23 protein-coding genes are annotated in these 22,917 nt (G+C 68.8%); 16 read left to right on the forward strand and 7 right to left on the reverse strand.

Annotated features, from left to right (window positions below; genetic code table 11):
• Positions 1-320 precede the first annotated feature (320 nt).
• The 5 genes from BAY61_RS11930 to BAY61_RS11945 are packed head-to-tail and all read left to right on the forward strand — an operon-like array spanning position 321 to position 6,365.
• Positions 321-1,445, forward strand: a complete 1,125-nt coding sequence (locus tag BAY61_RS11930; RefSeq protein WP_170140028.1) for a heme/hemin ABC transporter substrate-binding protein — start codon at positions 321-323, stop codon at positions 1,443-1,445.
• Positions 1,442-2,539, forward strand: coding sequence for a FecCD family ABC transporter permease (locus BAY61_RS33335; RefSeq protein ID WP_211323439.1), 1,098 nt, complete (start codon positions 1,442-1,444; stop codon positions 2,537-2,539). The genes BAY61_RS11930 and BAY61_RS33335 overlap by 4 nt, the downstream gene beginning before the upstream one ends.
• Positions 2,536-3,360: a heme ABC transporter ATP-binding protein gene (locus BAY61_RS33340; protein WP_245866015.1), complete on the forward strand. Its 825-nt coding sequence runs from the start codon at positions 2,536-2,538 to the stop codon at positions 3,358-3,360. The genes BAY61_RS33335 and BAY61_RS33340 overlap by 4 nt, the downstream gene beginning before the upstream one ends.
• Before the next feature lie 13 nt (positions 3,361-3,373).
• Entirely contained in the window at positions 3,374-4,459 is a 1,086-nt protein-coding gene (locus BAY61_RS11940; protein ID WP_245866017.1) for a hypothetical protein, read from the forward strand.
• Between the two features lies 1 nt (position 4,460).
• Positions 4,461-6,365 (forward strand): HtaA domain-containing protein, encoded by a 1,905-nt coding sequence (locus tag BAY61_RS11945; RefSeq protein WP_091797079.1) that lies wholly within the window; start codon positions 4,461-4,463, stop codon positions 6,363-6,365.
• 45 nt (positions 6,366-6,410) lie between these two features.
• Here BAY61_RS11945 and BAY61_RS11950 read toward each other — a convergent pair whose 3' ends face one another.
• Both BAY61_RS11950 and BAY61_RS11955 read right to left on the reverse strand, forming a co-directional pair.
• Positions 6,411-7,313, reverse strand: coding sequence for a UbiA prenyltransferase family protein (locus BAY61_RS11950; RefSeq protein WP_143021318.1), 903 nt, complete (start codon positions 7,311-7,313; stop codon positions 6,411-6,413).
• 81 nt (positions 7,314-7,394) lie between these two features.
• Complete coding sequence (locus BAY61_RS11955) at positions 7,395-8,060, reverse strand: TetR/AcrR family transcriptional regulator C-terminal domain-containing protein (RefSeq protein WP_091797083.1); 666 nt, start codon at positions 8,058-8,060, stop codon at positions 7,395-7,397.
• Between the two features lie 94 nt (positions 8,061-8,154).
• Here BAY61_RS11955 and BAY61_RS11960 point away from each other — a divergent pair, with 94 nt between their 5' ends.
• Positions 8,155-8,862 (forward strand): NAD(P)-dependent oxidoreductase, encoded by a 708-nt coding sequence (locus BAY61_RS11960; protein ID WP_091797085.1) that lies wholly within the window; start codon positions 8,155-8,157, stop codon positions 8,860-8,862.
• Here the strand turns inward: BAY61_RS11960 and BAY61_RS11965 are convergent.
• The gene (locus BAY61_RS11965) at positions 8,859-9,455 is read right to left on the reverse strand and encodes a TetR family transcriptional regulator (protein ID WP_091797087.1); all 597 of its coding nucleotides are present in this window, start codon (positions 9,453-9,455) and stop codon (positions 8,859-8,861) included. The genes BAY61_RS11960 and BAY61_RS11965 overlap by 4 nt on opposite strands.
• Before the next feature lie 58 nt (positions 9,456-9,513).
• Between BAY61_RS11965 and BAY61_RS11970 the strand changes: the two genes are divergently transcribed.
• The gene (locus BAY61_RS11970) at positions 9,514-10,011 is read left to right on the forward strand and encodes a pyridoxamine 5'-phosphate oxidase family protein (RefSeq protein ID WP_091797090.1); all 498 of its coding nucleotides are present in this window, start codon (positions 9,514-9,516) and stop codon (positions 10,009-10,011) included.
• A 14-nt stretch (positions 10,012-10,025) separates the two neighbouring features.
• Here BAY61_RS11970 and BAY61_RS11975 read toward each other — a convergent pair whose 3' ends face one another.
• A complete protein-coding gene (locus tag BAY61_RS11975) occupies positions 10,026-10,583 on the reverse strand; it encodes a TetR/AcrR family transcriptional regulator (protein WP_091797092.1) in 558 nt (185 codons plus the stop codon).
• 133 nt (positions 10,584-10,716) lie between these two features.
• Between BAY61_RS11975 and BAY61_RS11980 the strand changes: the two genes are divergently transcribed.
• On the forward strand, positions 10,717-11,916 hold the full coding sequence (locus BAY61_RS11980; protein ID WP_091797093.1) for an MFS transporter: 1,200 nt from the start codon (positions 10,717-10,719) through the stop codon (positions 11,914-11,916).
• Positions 11,917-11,954: 38 nt separating this feature from the next.
• The gene (locus BAY61_RS11985) at positions 11,955-12,416 is read left to right on the forward strand and encodes an HtaA domain-containing protein (protein WP_091797095.1); all 462 of its coding nucleotides are present in this window, start codon (positions 11,955-11,957) and stop codon (positions 12,414-12,416) included.
• Here BAY61_RS11985 and BAY61_RS11990 read toward each other — a convergent pair.
• Positions 12,413-12,991, reverse strand: a complete 579-nt coding sequence (locus BAY61_RS11990; protein ID WP_091797097.1) for a TetR/AcrR family transcriptional regulator — start codon at positions 12,989-12,991, stop codon at positions 12,413-12,415. The two genes, BAY61_RS11985 and BAY61_RS11990, sit on opposite strands and share 4 nt — an antisense overlap.
• Positions 12,992-13,103: 112 nt before the next feature.
• Between BAY61_RS11990 and BAY61_RS11995 the strand changes: the two genes are divergently transcribed.
• Complete coding sequence (locus BAY61_RS11995) at positions 13,104-13,982, forward strand: LLM class flavin-dependent oxidoreductase (protein WP_091797099.1); 879 nt, start codon at positions 13,104-13,106, stop codon at positions 13,980-13,982.
• Here BAY61_RS11995 and BAY61_RS12000 read toward each other — a convergent pair.
• Entirely contained in the window at positions 13,967-14,605 is a 639-nt protein-coding gene (locus tag BAY61_RS12000) for an FMN-binding negative transcriptional regulator (protein WP_170140027.1), read from the reverse strand. The genes BAY61_RS11995 and BAY61_RS12000 overlap by 16 nt on opposite strands.
• Before the next feature lies 1 nt (position 14,606).
• Entirely contained in the window at positions 14,607-16,541 is a 1,935-nt protein-coding gene (locus BAY61_RS12005; protein ID WP_091797104.1) for a primary-amine oxidase, read from the reverse strand.
• Positions 16,542-16,771: 230 nt separating this feature from the next.
• Here BAY61_RS12005 and BAY61_RS12010 point away from each other — a divergent pair, with 230 nt between their 5' ends.
• From BAY61_RS12010 to BAY61_RS12035, 6 genes are read left to right on the forward strand one after another with little or no spacing between them, the layout of a single operon-like run.
• The gene (locus BAY61_RS12010) at positions 16,772-18,376 is read left to right on the forward strand and encodes an ABC transporter substrate-binding protein (RefSeq protein WP_091797106.1); all 1,605 of its coding nucleotides are present in this window, start codon (positions 16,772-16,774) and stop codon (positions 18,374-18,376) included.
• Between the two features lie 21 nt (positions 18,377-18,397).
• Positions 18,398-19,372 (forward strand): ABC transporter permease, encoded by a 975-nt coding sequence (locus BAY61_RS12015; protein ID WP_091797108.1) that lies wholly within the window; start codon positions 18,398-18,400, stop codon positions 19,370-19,372.
• Positions 19,369-20,199, forward strand: coding sequence for an ABC transporter permease (locus tag BAY61_RS12020; RefSeq protein ID WP_091797110.1), 831 nt, complete (start codon positions 19,369-19,371; stop codon positions 20,197-20,199). The genes BAY61_RS12015 and BAY61_RS12020 overlap by 4 nt, the downstream gene beginning before the upstream one ends.
• Positions 20,196-21,158 carry an ABC transporter ATP-binding protein gene (locus tag BAY61_RS12025; protein ID WP_091797112.1) on the forward strand — a complete coding sequence of 321 codons (963 nt, stop codon included), beginning with the start codon at positions 20,196-20,198 and terminating at the stop codon, positions 21,156-21,158. The genes BAY61_RS12020 and BAY61_RS12025 overlap by 4 nt, the downstream gene beginning before the upstream one ends.
• Positions 21,155-21,904 carry an ABC transporter ATP-binding protein gene (locus tag BAY61_RS12030; RefSeq protein ID WP_170139999.1) on the forward strand — a complete coding sequence of 250 codons (750 nt, stop codon included), beginning with the start codon at positions 21,155-21,157 and terminating at the stop codon, positions 21,902-21,904. The genes BAY61_RS12025 and BAY61_RS12030 overlap by 4 nt, the downstream gene beginning before the upstream one ends.
• On the forward strand, positions 21,901-22,917 hold the full coding sequence (locus BAY61_RS12035) for a P1 family peptidase (protein ID WP_245866019.1): 1,017 nt from the start codon (positions 21,901-21,903) through the stop codon (positions 22,915-22,917). The genes BAY61_RS12030 and BAY61_RS12035 overlap by 4 nt, the downstream gene beginning before the upstream one ends.

Below are 22,917 nucleotides of genomic sequence, written 5' to 3' on the forward strand. Positions count from 1 at the left end.
TGTGCACGCGTCGCGGGAGCAAGGGCGGCGGTCGGCTCCCGTCGGCATCGACGCGGTTTCGCCACCGGACTCGTGTCCTCGGCGCCGTCCTCGCTCGCGCGAACGCGGATCTCGGGCGCACGGAAGCGGATTTCGCGCGTACGAACGCCGATCTCGCGCGCCGATGCGGATCTCGCCGTTCTGGATGCGGATCTCGGTGGCGCGAATGCGGATCTCGCCGTCCTGAGCGCGGATCTCGGCGGGCAGTCGCCAAGTAACGAATCTGTAAAGAAGGTTAGGCTAACTTACTCAATCGGGTGAAGTTGGTTAGCCTCACCTAAGTGTTCATACGGGCAAGATCGCGGCGGTTCGCCGCGGGGGTCGCACTGGCGAGTGTCGTGCTGGTGCTCGCGGGATGCGGGAGCGCGCCGCAGCCAACGCGGGCCGCGCGAGTCCCCGAGGGAAACGCCGACCAGACTCCGCTTTCCGAACTCACCCCGGTCGCCGATCCTCGCTCGTACGAGGGGCCTTCCACCGCGATCGTGGCCCAGCCCGACATCGTGCCCGTCGAACCCGCGCCGCGGCCCCGGCTGCCCGTGACCGTCACCGATCACCAGGGCACCCAGGTCACGGTCGACGACGCCAGCAGGGTCCTCGCGCTGGATCGCTCCGGCACTCTCGCCGCGACCGTGTTCGGCCTCGGCCTCGGAGACCGCGTCGTCGGAAGGGATTCCTCGACGGGCTTTCCCGCCGCGCGCGACCTTCCGCTCGTCACGAGCAACGGTCACCAGCTCAACTCCGAGGCGGTCCTGAAGTTGCGGCCGAGCGTCGTACTCACCGACACGACGCTCGGCCCGTGGAGTGTCGTACTGCAACTGCGCGACGCCGGAATCCCGGTCGTCGTGGTGACTCCGCGGCGCACCCTGGACAACAACGGTGACATCGTGCGTGCGGTCGCCGGTGCGCTCGGCGTTCCGGAAGCGGGTACCGAACTCGCCGACCGGCTCGACCGCGAGGTCGAGGCGAAGCGGGCGGAGATCGCGGCACTCGCACCCGGCGACGAGACCCGCAGGCCCCGCGTCGTCTTTCTGTACGTACGGGGCACCGCCGGGGTGTATCACATGTTCGGCAAGGGATCCGGCGCCGACGCGCTCATCTCCGCGCTGGGCGCGGTCGACGTGGCGAGCGAGGTCGGCGTCAACGGCATGCGCCCGATCAACCCCGAGGCACTGGCAAAGGCCAAACCCGACGTCATCCTGCTGATGACGGGCGGACTCGAATCGGTAGGCGGCGCCGATGGCGCGGCCGGAATCCCCGGCGTGGCACAGACTCCCGCCGGACAGCACCGTCGCTTCGTCGACATGAACGACTACCAGATCCTCAGTTTCGGGCCACTGTCCTCGTCCGTGCTCGACGCGCTCGCCAGGGCGCTCTACGCGCCGGACTCCCTCAAGGCGGCGGGATGACCGCCACCGCGAGTCCTCCCGCGACATCGGGAGCCGATACCGTCGCGCCCGCGCGCCGCCGTCCGGTCCGGGTCGTGGTGCTGTTCACCGTCCTCGTCGCCGGGCTCGTCGTCGTGAGCGTGGTTTCCGCCGCGGTAGGGCAGTTCGGCATCCCAGTGTCGCAGGTCGTCGGCTCCGTGCTCGACCGCGTCGGGATCGACGTGCTCGCCGGGCCTGGCGACCCGTTCGCCGAGGCCGCGCTGTGGGACGTGCGTTTCCCCCGCGTCGTGCTCGCACTGCTCGTCGGTGGAGTGCTCGGCGTGTGCGGCGCGCTGATGCAGGGCTGTTTCGGCAACCCGCTCGCCGAACCGGGAGTCGTCGGTGTCTCCTCAGGCGCGGCCGTCGGGGCATGTCTGTCCATTGTGTTCGGCTGGACGTTCCTCGGTTCGTTCACCACCCCGGCGCTGGCGTTCTGCACCGGCCTCGCCACGACGCTTGCCGTGTACGTACTGGCCCGTTCGAAAGGCAAGGCCGGTGTCGTGACGATGATCCTCACCGGGGTGGCCGTCAACGCGGTCGCCGGTGCCGCGATTTCCTTCCTCGTCTTCGCGGGGGATCAGGCGGCGCGGGAACAGATCGTGTTCTGGCAACTCGGCTCACTCGCGGGCAGCCGCTGGGTCTACGTCGCGACGATCGCGCCGTTGGTCGCGGTGTGCGCGATCGTGTCGCTGCTGCTGGCGAAACGGCTCGACCTGCTCGCGCTCGGCGACCGTCAGGCACGCCACCTCGGCGTCGACGTCGAGGTGCTGCGGCTGGTGACGATCGTGGTGGTCGCCGTCGCTGTGTCGGCCGCCGTGTCCTACTCCGGCATCATCGGTTTCGTCGGGCTCGTCGTTCCCCACCTGATCCGGATGATCACCGGGCCAGGCCACCGGGTGCTGATTCCCGCGAGCCTGCTCGGCGGCGCGCTGCTGCTCGTGGCAGCCGATCTGCTGGCACGCAACGCTTTCGACTACGCGGACCTGCCCATCGGCATGCTCACCGCCCTGGTCGGCGGCCCGTTCTTCTTCTGGCTCCTGTTGCGCACGCGGCGCAGGGAAGGGGGCTGGACGTGAGAATCCTCGCGCGTGCCGATTCGCATGTTCCAGTACCGGCGACGGCGGGCGACCCGCTCGCCGAGGCGACCGCCGTCGTGGTGACCGCGGGAGGGACCCGGCTGCTCGACGGTGTTTCCCTTACCGTGCACGCGGGTGAGGTGCTCGCGCTGGTCGGACCCAACGGCGCGGGCAAGTCGACCTTGCTCGGTGTGCTCGCCGGTGACACCCCGCCCTCATCAGGGAGGGTCGCGATCCACGGAAGGCCGGCGAAAGCGTGGTCCACAGTGGAACTCGCGCGGCGCAGATCGGTGCTGCCCCAGCACAATCCCGTTTCGTTCCCGTTCACCGTGCGGGCGGTGGTCGAGATGGGCCGCGCGCCGTGGGAGGGCACGCCGGCCGAGGACGACGACGAAAGGGCCGTGGCAGCCGCGCTGGCCGACACCGGGCTCACCGGCTTCACCGAGCGGATCCACCCGACGCTGTCGGGCGGCGAGCAGGCACGCACGGCACTGGCCCGCGTGCTCGCGCAGTCGGCGGGCTTGCTGTTGCTCGACGAGCCAACCGCCGCGATGGATCTCCGTCATCAGGAACAGGTACTCACGCTCGCGCGCGCCCGCGCCGAAGCGGGAGCCGGGGTGCTGGTGGTACTGCACGATCTCGGTCTCGCCGCTGCGCACGCCGACCGCGTCGCCGTGCTCTCCTCCGGCGGGCTCGCCGCTGTCGGCCCGCCGGGACAGGTGTGCGAGCCGGGACTGCTGAGCGAGGTCTACCAGCATCCCGTCGAGGTGATCAGCCATCCACGTACCGGAAAACCCATCGTCCTGCCGTACCGGGAATGAACAGGAAAAGTCCATGAACAAGTCTTCTCATCGCGGTCGCGGAAGGGCCGCGGTGCTCGCGCTGCTTCTCGCGGCGGCCGCCGCCGCGCCGACCGCGACCGCGCACGCCGCCGGTGCGACGGTGCACGTTTCGCCCGGCACAGCCGATCCCGACTACGCCACCGTCGTCGATGTGCGCGGAAGCGGCTTCCAGTCGGTCCAAGGTGGGCACGGGGGCGTCTACGTGCTCTTCGGCTGGGTCTCCGACCCGGCCGGAGGCTGGCAGCCGAGTCAGGGAGGGGCGGCGGGCAGCACCTACAAGTACGTCCAGGACTCCGAGAGCAAGAACAACAACGGATTCCAGCGCTATCTCGCCTTTCCGGGCAGTGACACCGGGGACAGCGCCAACGGTGTCGTGGCGGCGGACGGGACCTGGGCGACGCAACTGGTGATCCCGGGTGCCAGGTTCCCCGCCGTCGACAGGGCGGGAAACACGACGCAGGTCGACTGCACGCAAGTGCGGTGCGGCGTCATCACCATCGGCGCGCACGGTGTCGTCAGTCCGGACAACGAGACGTTCACGCCTATCGACTTCGCCGCGCCAGGGCAAGCCGCGCCTGAACCCGAGCCGTCGAGCGAGCGGTCCGAAACCACCTCGGTGAAGCCTCCGGCGAAACCCGTCGTGAAGGCCGAGAACACCGAAACGACGGCGGGTGAGGACGTCGAGGTGACCGGAACCGGATTCCGCCCCGGCGAGAACGTTGCGGTGACGCTGCACTCGGAACCGGTCAGCCTGCCTCAGGCGCGAGCGGGAGAGGACGGGAAATTCAGCTACACGGCGACGATCCCGCGCGACACCGAGGCGGGGGAGCACCGGCTCGTCTTCGCCGGTGAACAGTCCACTGTGGAGATATCGGTCGAACTGAGCGTGCGTGCCTCGCCCGTGCAGGCGCCCTCCACGTCGCAGGCCGCTCCGGAGCCGAGGGCGCAGGAAACAGGGGAGAAGGGAAACGCGCTGCTGATCGCCGTGCTCGTCGGGGGAGCGATCCTGCTGGTTGTCGCCGCGGTCGCGATCGTCGTGCGATCGCGGCGGGGGACAAGAGAAAACGAAGGGAACTGAAGTGTCGAGAAGTGCGACTTTACGAAGACTGGGTGCCGCCGCGGCGACGCTGAGCCTGCTCGCCGGCACGGCGCTCGCGGCCGGACCCGCCGCCGCGCAGGACACCGGCGGTGACGAGACCTCCGGTCTGCACTGGGGTATCAAGCAATCGTGGCGCAACTACATGAACGCCTTCGGCGGAACGATCACCCCTTCGGGAGGTGCCGTGCTGGATCCCGACCCGGAACTGCCGGCGCCGAAGCCGTACGTGTGGCCGGAGGAAGCGTCCACATTCGACCCCGCGACAGGTACGGGCACCGTGGAGTTCGGCGGGGCGGTGAGTTTCTCGATGCCCGCGCACTTCATCTGGGACTTCACCTTCGCCGAACCCGCGGTCACCTTCGAAGGCGATGGCACCGGCACGCTGTCGGGGACGGTCAGCTACGCGTTCTACGGCACGCGGGACAACCCCGAACAGGTACAGGAGCCGACCGAGGTCGTCTTCGCCGACCTGACCTTCGAAGGCGCCCCCGCCGCCGAGGGGGGCACCGTGGCCGCCACGATCTCCTCGGCCGTGCTGACCGAGGAAGGCGCGGCGGCGTTCGCGGGCTTCTACGAGCCGGGCGCCGAACTCGACGCGGGCGCGCTGACCTTCGCCGTGCCGGACAGCGAACCGCCACCGCAGGGAGAGCCCGCCGTCACGGTGACGCCGTCGAAGGGTCTCGACCCCGATGGCGCCGAGGTGACCATCAAGGGCACCAATTTCGCGCACGATGGCAATGACGGCAAGGGGTACCGCCTGCGGGTCGGCCCCGGCCTCGACGGGCTCAAGGACCCCGGTGCGGGCGGCGCCTACCTGCTGGATCGCGAGATCCCGGTCGCCGACGACGGAACCTGGACGGTCACCACGACCGTGAAGGCGGCCTACACCGGCACCGACGGGGTTTCCAGGACAGCGAAGGACACCCCGTTTTCCGTGCACACCTTCGCGTGGGAGTCGCGGGACACCACGTGGGACACCACGACTCCGCTGGCGTTCGCGTCCACACCGGACGTACCCGGGCCCGGCGACGGAGACGGCAACGGGGACGGCGACAAGGACGACCCAGCGCCGTCCTGTGTGCTGACGCCGGACGACGCGGCCAAGGGAGACCTGGTGTGGGGACTGAAGAAGAGCTTCCGCAACTACGTCGGGGTCGGGATCGGCGGCGCGCGGGGTAACAGCATCACCGCAGGCGACGGTGCCGTGATCACCGACATCGACGAGGTCGTCCGTGACGGCACGCCGAACCCTGCCGGGGTTCCCACCGGTGCCTACCGCTTCGCGTTCGGCTCAGCCGACTACCGCTCCGCCGACGAGTTCACCGTGAGCTACCGGGGCACGGTCACCTTCGCCTACCCTTCGCACTTCTTCACCTTCGTGCTCGGTGACCCGGAGGTCGTCGTCGAAGGCGGCACCGGAACACTGCGCGCCGACGTCGAACTGCGGGCAGAGGAAGGCGCCCCGAGCGAGTCGGTGAACCTGCCGGGCGTCGCACTGGCCGAGCTCGACCTCGCCGGAGCCGAGGTGCGCGACGAGGGCGGGGCGCTGGCGATCGAGGACATCGCGGCGACGCTGGCCAGTGACGAGGCGTTCGCGGGCTTCTACACGGCTGGTACCGAACTCGACCCGGTCTCGCTGACACTCGGAGCGGAGTGCGCGCAATTGCCCGGCGGCAACGGCGGCAACACCGGCGGCATCGGCGCCGGTGGTGGGTCAGGCAACAACCTTGTGCCCTCGGTGCAGTTCCGGCCGCAGGCTGGAGCGAACGGCCTCGCCCAGACCGGCATGGGCGCGTGGCCGGTCTACGCGGGATTGTCCTTGCTCGTCGGAGGTGTCGCGTTGACGCTGCTGGCTCGCCGTCGCGCCGGTGCCTCGGACACCTAGGACAGTGGCGGCGCCCCGAGGGGAGACTCCCTTCGGGGCGCCGGTTCACGCGGCGGCGAGCGGAACCAGCGCGAGGCTCAGCTCGCCCAGCGTGACGAACAGCAGAACTCGCTTGCCTGCCCAGGAAGCCAAGGGAATCCGGGCTCCGGTCAGCGGTGCGATCGCGATCGCGAGCACGACGACGTGCATTGCCACCGCCACCGCGGCGAGACCGAAACCGAGCAGCGCGCTGAGGCCGCTCGCCACGACGGCGACCCCCACCGCCATCGTGGCGCTCGCGGTGCCGGTGGTCCGCGCGGCACCGTGGCGTACCGCGGGAGTTCCGTCCCCTGCCTTGCGATCACCGTCGAGATCCGGCACCGACCACCACGCGGTCCGGCCGGTGCACATGATCCCCAGCCCCGCGGCAATGACGGCGACCAGGGTGTCGAGGTGAGCGGCGACGGCCGCATACGACAGCAGGACCGGCAGGGTGGTGGTGCCGAGTCCGAACACGACGGAGCCCGGCCAGCCCCTGTGCTTCAGGCGTAACGGGCGCAGATTGTAGGCGAGGTGTGCCGCGACGATGGCCAGCGCGCAGGCGAGGACCTGCCAGCGGCCGGTGAGCACGGAGATCACGACCACGAGCCCGAGACCACACAGGATCTCGCCGATCGCCCAGTAGAGCGTGTTCCTCGGCGAGATGCGGCCTACCGCGAAGGCCAGGCTTCGCTTCTCACCGTGGAACTTGTCCGACTCGGCGTCGGCGACGGTGTTGAGCGCGAGGCCCGCGGCGAAGAACAACATGTTGGCGACGAGGGCGGGAATCGCGAGCAGCCAGTCGACGTCCGTCACGATCGCCGCGAAGCACGCGCCCCACACGCCGTAGCAGGCCAGCATGATGGGCATCGGATGGGTGAGGCGGTGAACGGTGATCAGGTCGGACACGGTGCTCGGCTGAGCCGTCACGACGGGCTGGCCTCCCAATGCGGTTCGCTGCGACGCTCCGGTCGAGTTTCCTCTCGCGGAGCATGGCCTGGCAAGGGCTGTTCAGACCTCGTCGGGACGTAGCGCGTCGAGGATGAGGGAGAGGCCGAACTCGAACTCGTCGGCGTAGGAGTAGCCGGGAAGCAGGGCATGCTCGGTCATGAGTTCCAGCAGATGCGGGTGGGTGCCCTCCGGAAGCGCGCGCTGGATGCCCTCGGCGACGTCGCCGAGTTCGCCGGGGCCGGTGAACGGCAGGCTCAGCTCCTGGAGCACGAAACCGTAGAGGTAACTGTCGATGGCCGAGAAGGCGTGTGCGGTCATGGCGACGGAGAACCCGCCGGCGCGCAGCACACCGATGACCGCGTCGTGATGGCGCAAGGTCGCGGGGCCCGGCGTGCGGCGGGAATCCATCAGGCCGACGGCCCACGGATGGCGCCGCAGAGCCGCGCGTGAGGAGACGGCGCGCTCGCGCATGGCCTGTTTCCACTCCTCGGCCGGCGCGGGCAGGTCGATCTCGGCGAACACCGCGTCGACCATCCCGTCCAGCATGTCCTCTCTGCCCGACACGTGGTTGTAGAGCGACATCGCCTCGACGCCGAGCCGCGCCGCGATGGCGCGCATGCTGATTCCGGTCTCGCCCTTCTCGTCGGCCAGCGTGATCGCGGCGGTGACGACCCGGTCCCGGTTGAGCGGCGCTCGCTTCGCCGCACGCTTGCCGGGTTCGCGCATCGGTTCTCCTCTCGCCGGTTGACGGACTTACAGTGTAAGCGTACCGTGACTTACGCTGTAAGCCGGTTGACGACACGAGAGTCGGGAGCGGGACATGAGCACGGACGCGATCCGGAAGGTCTGCATCGTCGGCGCCTCGGGCAAACTCGGGCAGTACCTGGTCAGGCAGGCGCTGGACCGTGGTTACGAGGTCGTCGGGGTGTGTCGCGAGCGCAGCGTGCCGAAGCTGGCCGCGTTCGCCGACCGGATCACGATCGTGCCTGGGCCCACGAACGACAGGGACGTCGTCAGGAAGGCGGTCGCCGGATGCGACGCCGTTCTGTCCATTTTGGTCCCGTGGGGTGTCAGGCAGTACTCGTCCGGCACCGCGCAGGCGGTGCTCGATTTCGCCGAACCCGGTGCGCGCCTTGTGTTCTCCTGCGGCTGGCACATCAGCATGGACGGTGAGGACCGCTACTCGTGGCGGCTCAGGACGACGATCCGCATCGTCACCCCGCTGGCTCGTCTCGTGCGTGCCGTCGACATCGACGACCAGGTCGAGGCGTGCGGGCGGATCTTCGCCAGCGACCGCAGATGGACCGTGGTCAGGGGAAGCGACCTCGAAGAGGGAGAAAGCCAGGGGCTACCGGTGTGGAGCCGTCACGTCGGCGACCCGGTTCTCGCGAGCAACCTGACGCGGCGGGTGGATTTCGCGCTGTTCATGACGGAAGCACTCACCGACGATTCGCTCATCGGGCAAGCGCCCGCCATCGTCGGCCGCCTTTCGCCGAGCGCGCGGGCGCACGCGAAAGGTGCCGCCTAGTTTGGGTCGACGGTGATCGCGGTGAGGGCGCCGTGGACGAGTTCGGGCAGCCTGCCGCCGTGAGCGATCCACTCGTCGAGTGAGATCCGGATCGCGGCCATGGTCAGCGCGGCGAGCAACCGGGGTCGTGGGTCGTGCTCGGTGAGCTTCGCGAAGCGCGGGGTGAGTTGTTCGGTGATGGCCTTCTCGTAGCGCAGGTAGGTTTGCGCCGTCCACGCGTCGAGTGCGGGGGAGCGGCGGTTGAGTCTCGCCAGTTCGCTGATCCGGTCACCGTGCGCGGGAAACTGATCCGCGAGTTCGGCGAAGGCGGCCACGAGCGCGTCTTTCGGTGACAACCGTGCGGGCTGCCTGGCGATCGCCTCGGTCACCAGCGTCAGCCAGGGCGCGGTGACGCCGTCGGCGACCGCGCTTTCTTTGGTTTCGTAGTAACGGAAAAACGTCGCGCGGGCCACCTCGGCCTCCGAGGCGATCCGGTTCACCGTGGTGCGGGAAAGGCCGTGCTCGCCCGCGAGCCGTGCGGCGGTGGCGGCGATCCGGGCTTTCGTCGCCCGCCTCTTGCGGACGGACGGGGTCTCAGCTTCACTGTGAGACATAGTCTCATTTTGGACCGTGTCTCACCGAGATGGCAACCGAGTGGCGAAGGTGGCTCGCATGGGAGTGAACCAGCGAGAAGAAATCGTGATGTCCGCCGACGAGATCACGAATTTCCTGACCGAACAACGGATCGCGACGCTGGCGACCGTGTCCCCTTCGGGGCAGCCCCACCTCGTGGCGATGTGGTACGCGCTGATCGACGGCGTGATGTGGTTCGAGACCAAGGCCAAATCGCAGAAAGCGGTGAACATCCGCAGGGACGACAGGGTCACCGTGATGGTCGAGACGGGGCACACCTACGACGCCTTGCGCGGGGTCGCCCTGGAGGGGCGCGCCACGATCGTCGACGACCCCGGCGCGCTGTGGGCGGTCGGAGTGAACGTGTGGGAGCGCTACACCGGCCCCTACACCGAAGAGGTCCGGCCGATGGTGGAGTTCATGCTCCGCAAACGACTCGCCGTGCGGATCGACGTGCAGCGGTGCCGGTCGTGGGATCACCGCAAACTTGAACTGCCCGAGATGCCGCTCGGCGGAAGCACGGCAGCCTTTCTCTGAGCTTTCCCGCCGGGTCAGGACACGTGCTCGGCGATCGCCGTCACGGTCGCCATGACCATGTCCCGCTCCAGCGGGGCGCGCTCGAAAGCCTGGTGCATGGTCCAGCCCTCGACGAGCGCGTCGAGCGCGAGTCTCGTTCGCTCGGGGAAATGCGCGGCGAGGTTTTCCCTGCTGCGGAACATCCACTGCCGCGCCGTCTCGGCGACGGCGGCGTTGTGGTTGGCGTAGGCGTACATCTCGAAAAGGAGCACGACTTCTCGCGGGGTGGCGTATTCGGGACCGCAGATGAGATCGGTGACGGCCGCGCACGCCTCCCTCCGGTCGCTCGCCGCCTCCATTGCCGCGCGGTAGCGCACCGACATCGACTCGGAAAGCCGGGCGAAGGTCTGTTCGAGTATCGCTTCGAGCCCTTCGAAGTGGTAGGTGAGCGATCCGAGCGGAACGTCGGCGGCTTCGGCGATCCGGCGGTGGGTGGTGGCGTGCACACCGCGCTCGGCGATGACGTCACGAGCCGCGTCGAGGATGCGTTCCTTGCGCAGCGGGTCGTTGGCGACCCTTCTCGTTCCGGCCATTCACTCGCCTCCCTCGGGCGATCCTAGCCGGGCGTGGGTCGGCGTCAGGTTCGCGGAGACCCCGGCAAACGGTCCGCGATAAGTGTGTACATTTGTACGTACTTGGCTGTCGTGTCGGGAAGGGGAGGACGGCGTGGATCGCCTGACCCAGCGCCGCCGCAGGGCGCTGTACGTGCTGTTTTTCCTGCCAGGACTGGCCATCGCGTCGTGGGTGACGCGGACGCCGTCGATCCGGGACCTCCTCGGTGCCTCGACGGCCGAGATGGGCGTGGTGTTGTTCGGCCTTTCCGTCGGTTCGATGGCCGGCATCCTCGGCTCGGGGCCGCTGGTGGCGCGATTCGGCGCCAGGCCGGTGATCATCGTGGGCACGGTCGGGGTCGTGGCCAGCATGCCGGTGATCGGTCTGGGGGGCGCGCTCGCGAGCAGTCCGCTCGTCGCCGCTGGATTGTGCCTTTTCGGGCTGGGCATGGGTGGCGGCGAGGTCGCGCTGAACATCGAGGGCGCCGACGTCGAGAGGATCATCGGGCGGGCCGTGCTGCCCACCATGCACGGTTTCTTCAGTCTCGGCACGACGATCGGCGCCATGCTCGGTATCGGGTTCACCGCCGCGGATTTCCCGGTGGCCTGGCATCTGCTCGGCGTGGGAGTGGTAGCCCTTTCCGCGTTCGCCGTCGTGGCGGGGCGGCTGCCTTCGGGCGTCGGCAAGCAGCCCAAGCGCTCGCGCGCGGAGCGAGCCGGATCGCCGAAACCGGGCGTGTGGCGGGATTCGCGGCTCGCGCTCATCGGCGTCATCGTGCTGGCGATGGCATTGGCCGAGGGAACGGCCAACGACTGGCTGCCGCTGGTGATGGTCGACGGGCACGGCTTCGTTCCCGCGCTCGGTTCCGCGATCTACGCGGTGTTCGCGGCTTCGATGACCGTCGGCCGCTTCGTCGGCGGCTTCTTCCTCGAACGGGCCGGTCGCGCGGCGGTGGTCAGGGCGAGCGCTCTCGCCGGAACTCTCGGGCTGGCCCTGGTGATCTTCGTGGACAATCAGGTCGCCGCGGGCGCGGCCGTGGTGCTGTGGGGACTGGGCACCTCACTCGGATTTCCGGTCGCGCTGTCGGCGGCAGGCGATTCCGGCGAGAACCCGGCCGCGCGGGTGTCGCTCGTCGCGACGGCGGGCTATTGCGCGTTTCTCGTCGGCCCGCCGGTGCTGGGCTTCCTCGGAGAGGAATTCGGCCTTCGCAACGCGCTGATCGTGGTGCTCGGGTTCGTCGCGCTGGCCGCCGTACTCGCTCCCGCCGTCGCCAAGCGCGAACGGTCCGCGCCGGAGCGGGTCAGGGCCGGGTAACCTGCGGCGGGGCGCACCAGGGCAGGAGGAGGATTCCGGTGACCGAGACCGGCGACCGCGACGAGTACGGGACCGGGCTGACCTGGGGACTCAAGCGCAGCTTCATCAGCTACGTGTCGCGGCTTCCCGACCTGCGGCACGCCGCGGTCGACGGCGCCTCCATCGTGCGGCCGAGCCTGCTCCACTTCGAGTTCGCCGAGTACGCGAACGGAGTGGCGAAATTCAAAGGGGACGTGCGGATCGCCGGTCACGGCAACCTGCTTTACGTCATGATCACCGACCCGTGGGTCGAGTTCACCGCCGAAGGCGGCGTGCTCAGCGTGATCGACATCCAGTACTGGCCCGACAGGGACCGGCGGTTGCCGCTGGCGACCCTGCGTGGCGGCGCACCCGAGCTGCGGGCGTTTCTCACCGAGGAGGGGCGGGCGGTGTTCGGCGACCAGTACCCGGCCGGTATCGAACTCGATCCGGTCGTGATCAGACTGCCTGACCCGGCCTAACGGGATCCTTGCTCACGGCGAAGGCCCGCGACGAGCAGTCCGGCCAGCGCGCGTGCGTCGTAGCGGGGATCGTGGTCGGCGCCGACGCACAGGTTTCCCACGCCGCGCATGAGGGCGTAGGCGGAGATGCCGGGACGGATCTCGCCCGCTTCGGCCGCGGCGTCGAGCAGTTGGGCGCACACGGGCAGCAGGCGGTCGATGAAGTAGGCGTGCAGCGTCTCGTAGCTGGGATTGTCCGGCTGTAGTACCGCCGCGAGCCCGTGCTTGGTGATCAGGAAGTCGACGAAGAGATCGATCCACCTGCCCAGCGCGGCATGCGGGGTCGGACCGCTCGCCAGCAGGGCAGGGCCCGCTTCCGCACAGGATTCGACCTGGTGCCGGTAGACGGCGATAATCAGGTCGGCCCTCGTCGGGAAGTGACGGTAGATCGTGGCCGTGCCGACCCCCGCTTTCGCCGCGATGGCCCGCACGGGTACGTCGACGCCGGACGTCACGAACAGTGCCGCGGCCGCGTCGAGCAGGTTCTCCTCGTTGCGCCGCGCGTCGGCCCTCTTCGGTTTCGCGCCGTCGCTCACTGAAGTCCTCCTGACGCAGGGGTTTGCTAACCGGGACACTGTTCCGTATCGTCAAACGGGACAGCGTTCCGTTTGTTCATCATGACACAGCCACGGAAAGACCGGTGTACCCATGTCAGCGACACCTCGCTTCGGGATCATGACCGCGCCCATGCGCGTCGACTACGGCGACATCCTGCGCGTCTGGCGGGAAGCCGACGAGATCCCGGAGATCGAGCACGCCTGGTTGTTCGACCACCTGCTGCCGATCGCGGGCGACCCCCACGGCCCCATCCACGAAGGCTGGACGTTGCTCTCGGCGCTGGCCGCGTACACGAACAGGATCCGCCTCGGCGTCATGGTGACGAGCAACCGGTTCCGGCCGCCCGCGATGCTCGCCAAGATCGCCACGACCGTCGACATCGTGTCCGATGGCAGGCTCGACTTCGGGATCGGCGCGGGCTCGCGGCCCAGCCTGCCGGAGGCGAGGCGCGAGTACGAGGCGCACGGCCTTCCCTACCTCGGCGCGGCGGACGCCGTCGAACGCCTAGCCGAGTCCTGCGCGGTCATCCGTCGACTGTGGACGGATGAGGAGCCGTTCGACTTCCACGGCAAGCACATCCGGCTCACCGGCGCGTTCGGCAACCCGAAACCCGTGCAGCGCCCGGGCCCGCCGATCCTCATCGGCGGCCGCGCGAAGTCCACCCTGCGCGTGGTCGCCGAGCACGCCGACGCCTGGAACATCCCCGGTGGTGACATCGAGGACATGGTCGAGCGCGGTGCGCTGCTCGACCGCTACTGCGCCGACATCGGCCGTGATCCCTCGGCGATCACGCGCTCGGCCTACCTTCCCGTCGACTACGGCGACCCGGGCACCACAAGGGCCGCGATCGGCGAGGCGGTCGCCGCCGGTTTCCCGCACATCGTCCTCGGACTGCCATCGCCCTACCCGCAGGGCGTCGCGCGGTGGGTCGCCGACGAATTCATCAGCGCTCGTCAGTCCGGGTCGTAGCGGTGCATCAACTCGGCGAGCGCCGCACCGGCCGGTGCGGTTTCGCCGACGTCCTCCCTGACCCTTTCCCTGACATCGGCAGGCATGTCCTGGCTCAGCTTGAAGACGCTGCGCGCGGCACGCACCCGGAAGCGGAAAGCCACGACGTGCTCGACGAGCGAGGCGAACCGGTCCCGCGACGAGGTCATGTCCCAGGCCGGATCCCTCGCCGACTCCAGCGCCAGCACGGTCGATTCCACCACGTCGAGCGTCGCCGCCCTGGACTCGATCAGCTCCACCGTGCCGGTGAGGTGCACCGCGGCGTAGTTCCAGGTCGGCACGGACGGCGTGTAACCGTAGGCGGTCGGCGAGACGTAGCCGTCCGGTCCCGTGAACACCAGCAGCACCTCGGAAGCCGCCGCGAAATCTCGCCACTGCGGGTTGACGCGCGCCAGGTGACCAAGCAGCGTCACCTCGTCCCACGAATCCGGGATCGCCCGCCCGTGCGGGAAAATCACCGGAACATGGGTGCCGACCGGAGCCTCGCCCGGCTTCGCGCTCACCACGAGCGCGAAGGGATTGCGCCGTACCAGCCCGATCTCGTCGGCCGTGGACGCGGCGGTGTAGCGCGCGAACTCGTGCACCTCAGGCTCCGCCGCCGTGGCAGTGTCCTTGCTGCCCACCGGAGGGGGCGGGCACGTCGAGCGTGGGGTTGCGGTCGAAGAAACCCGAGGGCTTGAGGGTGAAGCCGCAGCGGTCCACCGGCATCACCGGCCAGTCCTCAAGCCGGGGAAAGTGCGTGAGCCCGAAGGTGTGCCACACGACCAGATCGGCGCCGTCGATGTCGCGATCAGACTCGGTGAACCTCGGCAGTCCCGCCCCCTCCGGGCTCTGGTTGACCAGGTCGCCGGCGGGGAAGCGCTCGTTGTCGTCGTAGCGCGTGACCCACAGGTGCTTGGTCGCGAACGCCGCTCTCCCATGGATGGTGGAGTGCTCGTCGGCCAGCAGCGTCGGAAGGCCCTGCGGGGTGAGCACGTAGCCGGTTTCGCCACCAAGCCGGTTGCGCCGTTCCGGATTGACGATGTGCCACACCCTTCCCCGTTCGGGAGCGGCGAGCCGCTGGGCCTGCTTTTCACTGGTGAGCCTGCGAGCCGATCTGGTGAAGGCGTTGCCGAACGGGTTGTCCTCGCCCATCGGCACCCGCGCGACCTCGACCTCCTCGACGGCGTTGAGGTCGCCGTCGACGGCCATGTCGAGCCGGACGTTGAACAGGTGTTGGTGGTAGGGCGCGGCGAGGCCGGGCGCGACCTGTGAGGCGTAGGGCGCGATCCGCTCGTCGTAGACTGCCGTGAACACGATCCCGGTGGCCTTGCACTCCAGTTCGATCGTGCCGTCGAGGTAGAGGTACCAGTAGAAGCCGTAATCGTAGTTGCCGACGGTGACGAAGAACGAAATCACGAGCCTGCGCTGGCGGCGGGTTTGCTTGCTGCCGTTGGCGGGATCGGTGTGCTTCCACAGCACTCCGGCGTCCTCTTCGTGGATGCAGATCGCGTTGGCGAGGGTGACCGGTTCGCCCGCGCCGTCGGTGACGATCGCGTCGACGTAGGTGATCTCGCCGAGGCAATCGCAGCCCAGTTTCAGCGAATTGGCGAGCCTGCCGAGCTGGTATTCGCCGGTGTCGAAGTAGTTCTGCCAGAAGCGGATCGGCCCTGGATCGGCGTAGGGCACCACCATTTCGGCGACCGAGGCCCGGTAGACGATGGGCCGCTGCTCGCCGTCGTCGGTGAAGCCGAGCTGGTGAAGAACCAGCCCTTCTCGCATGTCGTAGCCGAGGCGAACCCGCCAGTTCTCCCAGTCCAGCACGCCGTCGGTGAGGGTGAAACTGGGGCCTTCCGGCTGGCTGATCTCGATGGGCCGCTGCGTCGTCCTCGGCGGGCCGGAGACGGCGGGATCGTCGTAGTCGCCCGATTCGGCCGGAATCGGCACGGCGCCGGTGTCGACGATCTCCACGACCTCGCGCCGGATGAGGTCGACGTAGGCGACGAGGCCGTCGAGCGGATGAGCCCAGACCATTGTGGACGGTTTGGGTTTCCAGTGCGCGAGTACCCTGACCAGCCGTCGTCCCCCGTCCGGAATGGACTCGAACCGGCCCGCCGAGAGCGCGGCCAGATAGACGTGCGAAGGGTCGGTGATGCCGCGCTCGCGCAACGCGGCGAGCCAGCCCTCGTCGATGGCCATGATCTCGCGGACCACGTCGTGTTCCTCGCCGAGTACCGGCACCTGGCCGTGTTCTCCACTGATCGCGGAACTGGAGCGCACCGCGCGTTCGGTCAGGCTGACCAGCACGTCGTGTGCCGCTCCGGTCGCGACGTCGAGCAGCAGGGCTCTGGCCAGCCGGTCGCAGGGGGAGCCGTCGCGCTCGTACGCGGCGACGTCGGCTTTCGCCGGTTCGGCGAGACCGAGGTAGGAGAACCGGGTCGTCTCGCCGAGCACGCCACCGGTGTCGAGGATCTTGCGCACATCCGTGATCTCGTCCGCGGTCAGCGGGGCGAGCGGGTGTGGTTCCTGGCGGTTCGTCACGGCCTCTCCTGCACCTTCGAGGAATCGGGGACACGACCGATGCCGGAACGTTCCGGCATTGCTGTGGGAGGCTAGCTACTCGAACGAGATCGGTCAATGATCGGTAAACAGGGGTTGACGGGGAAGGCTCACGGCCGTTTAATTTCTGCCCATGTCGGAACGTTCCGGCATCCTAGCGCGGCGCTGTGTACCGCCAGCACGCCACGTCACCGCCGGAAAGCTGAGGTCCAATGCGGATCCCCATTCTGTTCAGTGCCGTCACGGCGGCTGCCATGCTCACCGCCTGCTCGGCGGTCCCGCTCGACGACACGACGGCGTCCTCCGAGACCCCCGGGTACCTCGCGGTCGCCGACGAGTCGGTGACCGAGGGCGGCACGCTCGACCTGCACACGACCGTCGACAACGGAGCGGCGACCGGGCTCGACCCCCAGCTCGCCGACGTCGCCACGGCGTGGCAGCTCATGTCGCTGGTCTACGAACCACTCGTGACGGTCGGCCCGGATTTCTCGATCGAACCGCTGCTCGCCGAGAGCTGGGAAACGCCGAGCCCCACCGAGTACGTGTTCCACCTGCGTGAGGGCGTCACCTTCTCCAACGGCAGACCCATGACCGCCGACGACGTCGTGGGCAGCCTCAACCGCCTGCTCGAAGGAGAAGGCGTGTGGAAGGCGCAGATCGGCCCTGTCGAGGAAGTATCCACAATAGACAATCACACCGTCTCGGTGCGACTGTCGAAACCGTACGCTCCGCTGCTCGCCGCGCTCGCGAACGTACCGGCCTCCGTGCTGCCGATGAAGGAGATCGAGGACGGTTCGCTCGACCCGGCCGCGACCATGCTCGGGACAGGGCCCTACGTCGTCGAATCGCACCGGCAGGACGTCTCGTGGCGGTTCCGGAGCAGGGACGACTACTGGGCGGAAGGCAAACCCGCCGCCGACACGGTCAACGTGGTCATCGCCGGTCAGGAACAGGCGAGAATGGCCGCGCTCCAGAACGGCAGCGCCGACCTGGTGATGCTCGGCAACGTCGACGCGCCCCGGCTGCTGGCTGGCGCGCGGGGCACGAGCGTGGGAACACAGGCGACCACGGACTTCTACTACCTGATGCTCAACAGCAACGCGAGCGGCGGAAAATTCGACGACCCGCGCGTGCGCCAGGCCATCAACATCGCGCTCGACCGGCAGGCGATGGCCGATTCGGCGCTGGGAGGACTCGGTGAGCCGACCGCGGTCACCCCTGCGGGGCTTCCCGGCTCCTGCGATCCCGCGCGACTACCCTCCGCGGAAGCCGATCTGGAGCGGGCCAAGGAACTGCTGAGGGAAGCTGGAGCCGAGAACCTGTCGTTCGGGCTCGCCGTCTACTCCACCCCTCCGGCACCTTCCGTCGCGCAGGTGATCGAACAGAACCTGCGCCGGATCGGGATCACCGTGACCATCGAGCAACTCGACGAGGGAAGCTGGGCAGGCAAGGTCTACGGCGAGGTTCCCGCGACGTTCGATGCGGCGCTGTCCTGGTTCGCCGGATACGCCGACGCGAGCATGGTCGGCAAGTGGTGGAACCCGGAGCAGGCCGGATTCAACGTGGGCTTCATGGAACCGAATCCCGAACTCAACGCCGCGATCGACAAGGCCATCGAGACCGAGGGACAGGGAAGGGACAACGCGCTGCTCGGCCTGTGCGAGGCCGTCGACGCCGACGCCCAGATGATCCCGCTGGTGACCAAGCCGGCGCTCATCGGCTACCGGTCGGACGCGCTCAGCCCGACCTTGTACGCGACCGAGGGCTACGGCAACGCCTTCCGGGGCATCGCCGACTTCCGGCTGCTCAGCAAGTAGCGGAGCGGAAGGAGACCGGCTGTGCGACTGTTCTCGTGGTGGCTGCGCAAGATATTCAGCGCGGTCGTGACCCTGTTCCTCGTCTCGATCCTGATCTTCGCGGCCTCCCGGTTGATGCCGGGAGGGTTCGCGGAGGTCGTACTGGGGCCGTTCGCGAGCCCCGAGCAGAAGGCCGAGGTCGCCGCGAAGTACGGACTGGACGAGAGTATCCCCGTTCAGTACTGGCTGTGGCTCACGACCGCGCTCACCGGTGACTTCGGGATCTCGATGATCAGCGGTGAACCGGTGACCACCGAGTTCGGCTTGCGGCTTCCGGTGACGGCTCAGCTGGCGCTGTTCGGCGTGGCGGCGGCGATCCTGATCGGCGTGCCGCTCGGCGTGCTCACCGCGATGCGTGCCGGAGGCCGCCGTGGCGGTGGTGCGCTGGGCAGGCTCGTCAGCGGCCTCGGGGTGAGCGTGCCCGAGTTCGTGCTCGGCAGCATCGTGGTGTTCCTGTTCTCCCGCTACGCGCTGGGACTCACCGTCGGCGGCTACGTTCCCATCGGCGACGATCCCGGCGGCAACCTCCAGTCGATGCTGTTGCCCTCGGCGGTGCTTTCGGTGTTCGTGATCGCCGTGACGGCGAGGACCACCCGCGACGCCGTGTTGAACGTACTGGTGGAGCCCTACATCACGGCCTCGGTCGCGAGAGGCGAAAGCCCCGCCTTCATCGTGGCGCGGCACGTGCTGCGCAATGCCGCGATCCCCGTCGTCACCGTGCTCACCACGATCACCGCGTACCTGCTCGGCGGTGCGGTGATCATCGAGTACCTTTTCAACCTTCCCGGGGTCGGCACCTACCTCGTGCAGGCGGTCGGCAGGCGGGACTACGCCGTCGTGCAGGCGGGCGTGCTGCTGGCCGCCGTGGTCTTCATCGTGATGAGCATGCTGACCGATGCCGTTGCCGGGGTGCTCGATCCCCGGTTCGGTGCCGCGGCGAAGGGGCGGAACCGATGACCTTGTGGCGCAACGCGGACTGGCTGACCCGCTCCGGCCTGGTGTGCCTGGCGGTGCTGGTGCTCGCTTCGCTCGTCGGCACCGTGTTCGGAGTGGGCGGTGACCCCGACGCGATCGTCGGGCCCCGGCTGCTTCCGCCTGGCGGTGACTATCCACTGGGGACGGACGAGCTGGGACGTTCGCTGTTGCCCCGGCTTTTCGAGGGCATCGGCACGACCCTGCTGCTGTCCGGGCTCGCCGTGCTCGTCACGGCTGTGCTGGCGACCTTGCTCGGCGTCGCGGCCGGTTACCGGGGCGGCTGGCTCGGCGAGGTCGTGATGCGACTGGTCGAAGTGCTGTACTCGTTTCCGACGATCGTGCTCGCCATCCTCGTCGCCGCCGTGATCGGGCCCGGCCTGACCGCCACGATGTGCAGCATCATCCTCATCACCATCCCGTTGATGACCAGGGTCGTGCGGGCAGCCGCGGTCACCGTGGCCCAGCGCGACTACGTCACCTCGGCCGTGATCAGCGGCGCGGGCTGGCCCCGGATCCTGATGCGGCACCTGCTGCCCAACCTCTCCGGCACGATCGCGGTGCAGGGCACCTACGCGCTGTCGGTCGGCATCCTCGTCGAGGGCGGGCTGAGCTTCCTCGGGTTCGGCGTGCAGCCCCCGCAGTCCTCGCTGGGCGCGCTGATCCAGCAGGGCAGCACCTACCTGCTCACCGCGCCGTGGCTGGTCGTCGTCCCCGGGGTCGTCCTCGTCGTGGCGATACTGGCCGTCAACACCTTCGGCGACGGTTTGCGTGACGGTCTTGAACCAAGAGAGGCTCGGTCGCTGGTATGACATCGCTTCTGCACATCGACGATCTCGTCGTCGACTACGGCTCAGGCGAGCGGGCGGTCCGCGCGCTCGACGGCGCCGCGCTGACCGTGGAACGCGGGCAGACCGTCGGCATCGTCGGCGAATCCGGTTCGGGCAAGTCCACGCTCGGCTCGGCGATCGGCGGACTGCTGCCAGGCGCGGCCTCGGTCACCGGCGGCTCCGTGCTGCTCGACGGCGAGGACGTGAACACGATGCGGCCACGGCGGTTGCGGGAACTGCGCCGCGAGCGGCTTGGCTACGTGTTCCAGGAGCCGATCGGCTCGCTCGACCCCACCATGCGGATCGGCAAGCAGGTCGAACTCGCCTTGCGCGGAAGGGGTACCCGCGCCGACGTGGCCGAGCATCTGGAACGCGTGAAACTCGCCGACCCGAAGCGGGTCGCGAGATCCTATCCCCATCAGCTTTCCGGAGGAATGGCCCAGCGGGTCGCCATCGCGATGGCGATGGCGGGCGAGCCGGAACTGTTGATCGCCGACGAGCCGACGGCGGCACTGGACAGCCAGATTCGCGAGGAAGTCCTCGGCGTGATCTTCTCGCTGGCGGAAGCGGCGGGCACCACGATTCTGTGGCTCAGCCACGACCTTCCCGCCGTCGCGAAGCGCTGCTCCGAAGTCGTCGTGATGTACGGCGGAAGGGTCGTCGAATCGGGTGCCGCGCACGCCGTGCTCACCGAGCCGCGCCACCCCTACACCTCGGCGCTCGTGCGGGCGGTGCCGGGCGGAATCGCGCGAGGGCAGCGGCTGGTGCCGATCGCCGGACAGCCGCCAGTGCTCCACGGTCCGGCGCGGGGATGCGCCTTCGCGCCCCGCTGCGGCGACGCGCTTCCCACGTGCGAGGACAGCAGGCCACCGCTGGTCGGAGTCGGCGAACGCGACGTACTGTGCCATCTGACGGAGCGGACAGTGGGGGCGGGCCGGTGATACTGGAACTGGATGGCGTCGACGTCACGTTCACCTCGGGTCCTCCGTGGCGGCGCAAGCGCGTGCACGCCATGCGCGGCGTGACGCTGGGCATCGCCGATGGCGAGATCCTCGGACTGGTGGGGGAGTCCGGTTCGGGCAAGACGACCACGAGCATGGTCGCGCTGGGACTGCGGCGGCCCGATGGCGGCACGGCGTTGTTCGAAGGCCGCCCGTTTCCCTCCCGGCGCAAGGAACTCGCCGGCCGCATGCAGGCGGTGTTGCAGCATCCACAATGGTCACTCAACCCGAGGATGCGGGTCGGCCAGTGCGTGGCCGAACCGCTCGTCGTGCTCGGCGGCACGGACAAGGAACAGGTGCCCGAGCGCGTGCTCGGCACCCTCGACCAGGTGGGGCTGGACGCGTCGTTCGCGCGGCGCTATCCGCACGAACTCTCCGGAGGGCAGCGCCAGCGCGTCTCCATCGCCCGTGCGCTCGTCACCCGCCCGCCCTTCATCGTCTTCGACGAAGCGGTGAGCGCTCTCGACGTGTCGGTGCAGGCGCAGATCCTCAACCTCATCAAGGACCTGCGCGAGGAATTCTCGTTCGCGGCCTTGTTCATCAGCCACGACATCGGGGCCGTGCGCTACGTCGCCGACCGCGTCGCTGTGATGCGGGGCGGTGAGGTCGTGGAGACCGCTGAGTCGGCCGTCTTCTTCGGAACCCCGGAACACGAGTATTCGAGACGTTTAGTGGAGGCATTGTGAGCACTGTGAACGCTGACCTGAACGGCGCGGTATCGCGCAGGGTGACCCCTTCGGCGTACGCGCCGGGCGCGGTCGCCAACGACGACGTGAGCCTGACCCCTCAGCCGAGTCCCGGTGACGCCGAGGTTTCCTTCGATCTCCCGGGGGTGTTCGTCGGCACCGCCGAATACGCGGAAGGACCAACCGGCTGCACGGTCATCCACATCCCCGAGGGCGCGAGGACCGCCGTCGACGCGCGCGGTGGCGCGGTCGGGCTTTCCGGTGGCTACGACTTCCACCACGCGATCGTGCTCGCCGGTGGCTCGGTGTACGGGCTGGAAGCCGCGGCGGGGGTGAGCACGGAACTGTTGCACCGCGCGGAAAACCGCACCCACTGGGCCGCGTTGCAGCACGTCTCCGGCGCGGTGATCTACGACTTCTCCGCGAGGGACACTGCCATCGTTCCCGACGCCGCGCTCGGCAGGGCAGCGCTCGGAAACGCCGTCGAGGGCAGGTTTCCGGTCGGTCGCTGTGGCGCGGGCAGGTCGGCGTCGGTCGGGAAGATCGACTTCTCGCGGTCGGAGTTCGCGGGCCAGGGCGCCGCGTTCGGGCGGCACGGAGATCTCAAGGTTCTCGTCGCCACCGTCGTCAACGCCGTCGGCGTGATCGTCGACCGCGACGGCACCGTGGTGCGCGGCAATTACCACGCCGAGAGCGGGCTGCGGCACCGTCCGGCCGTCGACTACGCCGCGGCGGTCGAGGAGGCCGGCACCGCGCGCACCGCCTCAGGCAACACCACGCTCACCGTCGTGGTGACCAACGCGAAGCTCACCGACGTCGCGCTGCGCCAGTTCGCCACCCAGGTACACAGCTCGATGCACAGGGCCATCCATCCTTTCCACACCGAACTCGACGGTGACACCCTGTTCGCGCTCACCACCGACGAGGTGGAGCCGAGGGGGATCAACCCGACCGGGCTCGGCACGCTGGCCTCCGAGCTCGCCTGGGACGCCGTACTGTCGAGCGCCAGGTGA

This window comes from Prauserella marina (assembly GCF_002240355.1).
Taxonomy (GTDB): Bacteria; Actinomycetota; Actinomycetes; order Mycobacteriales; family Pseudonocardiaceae; genus Prauserella_A; species Prauserella_A marina.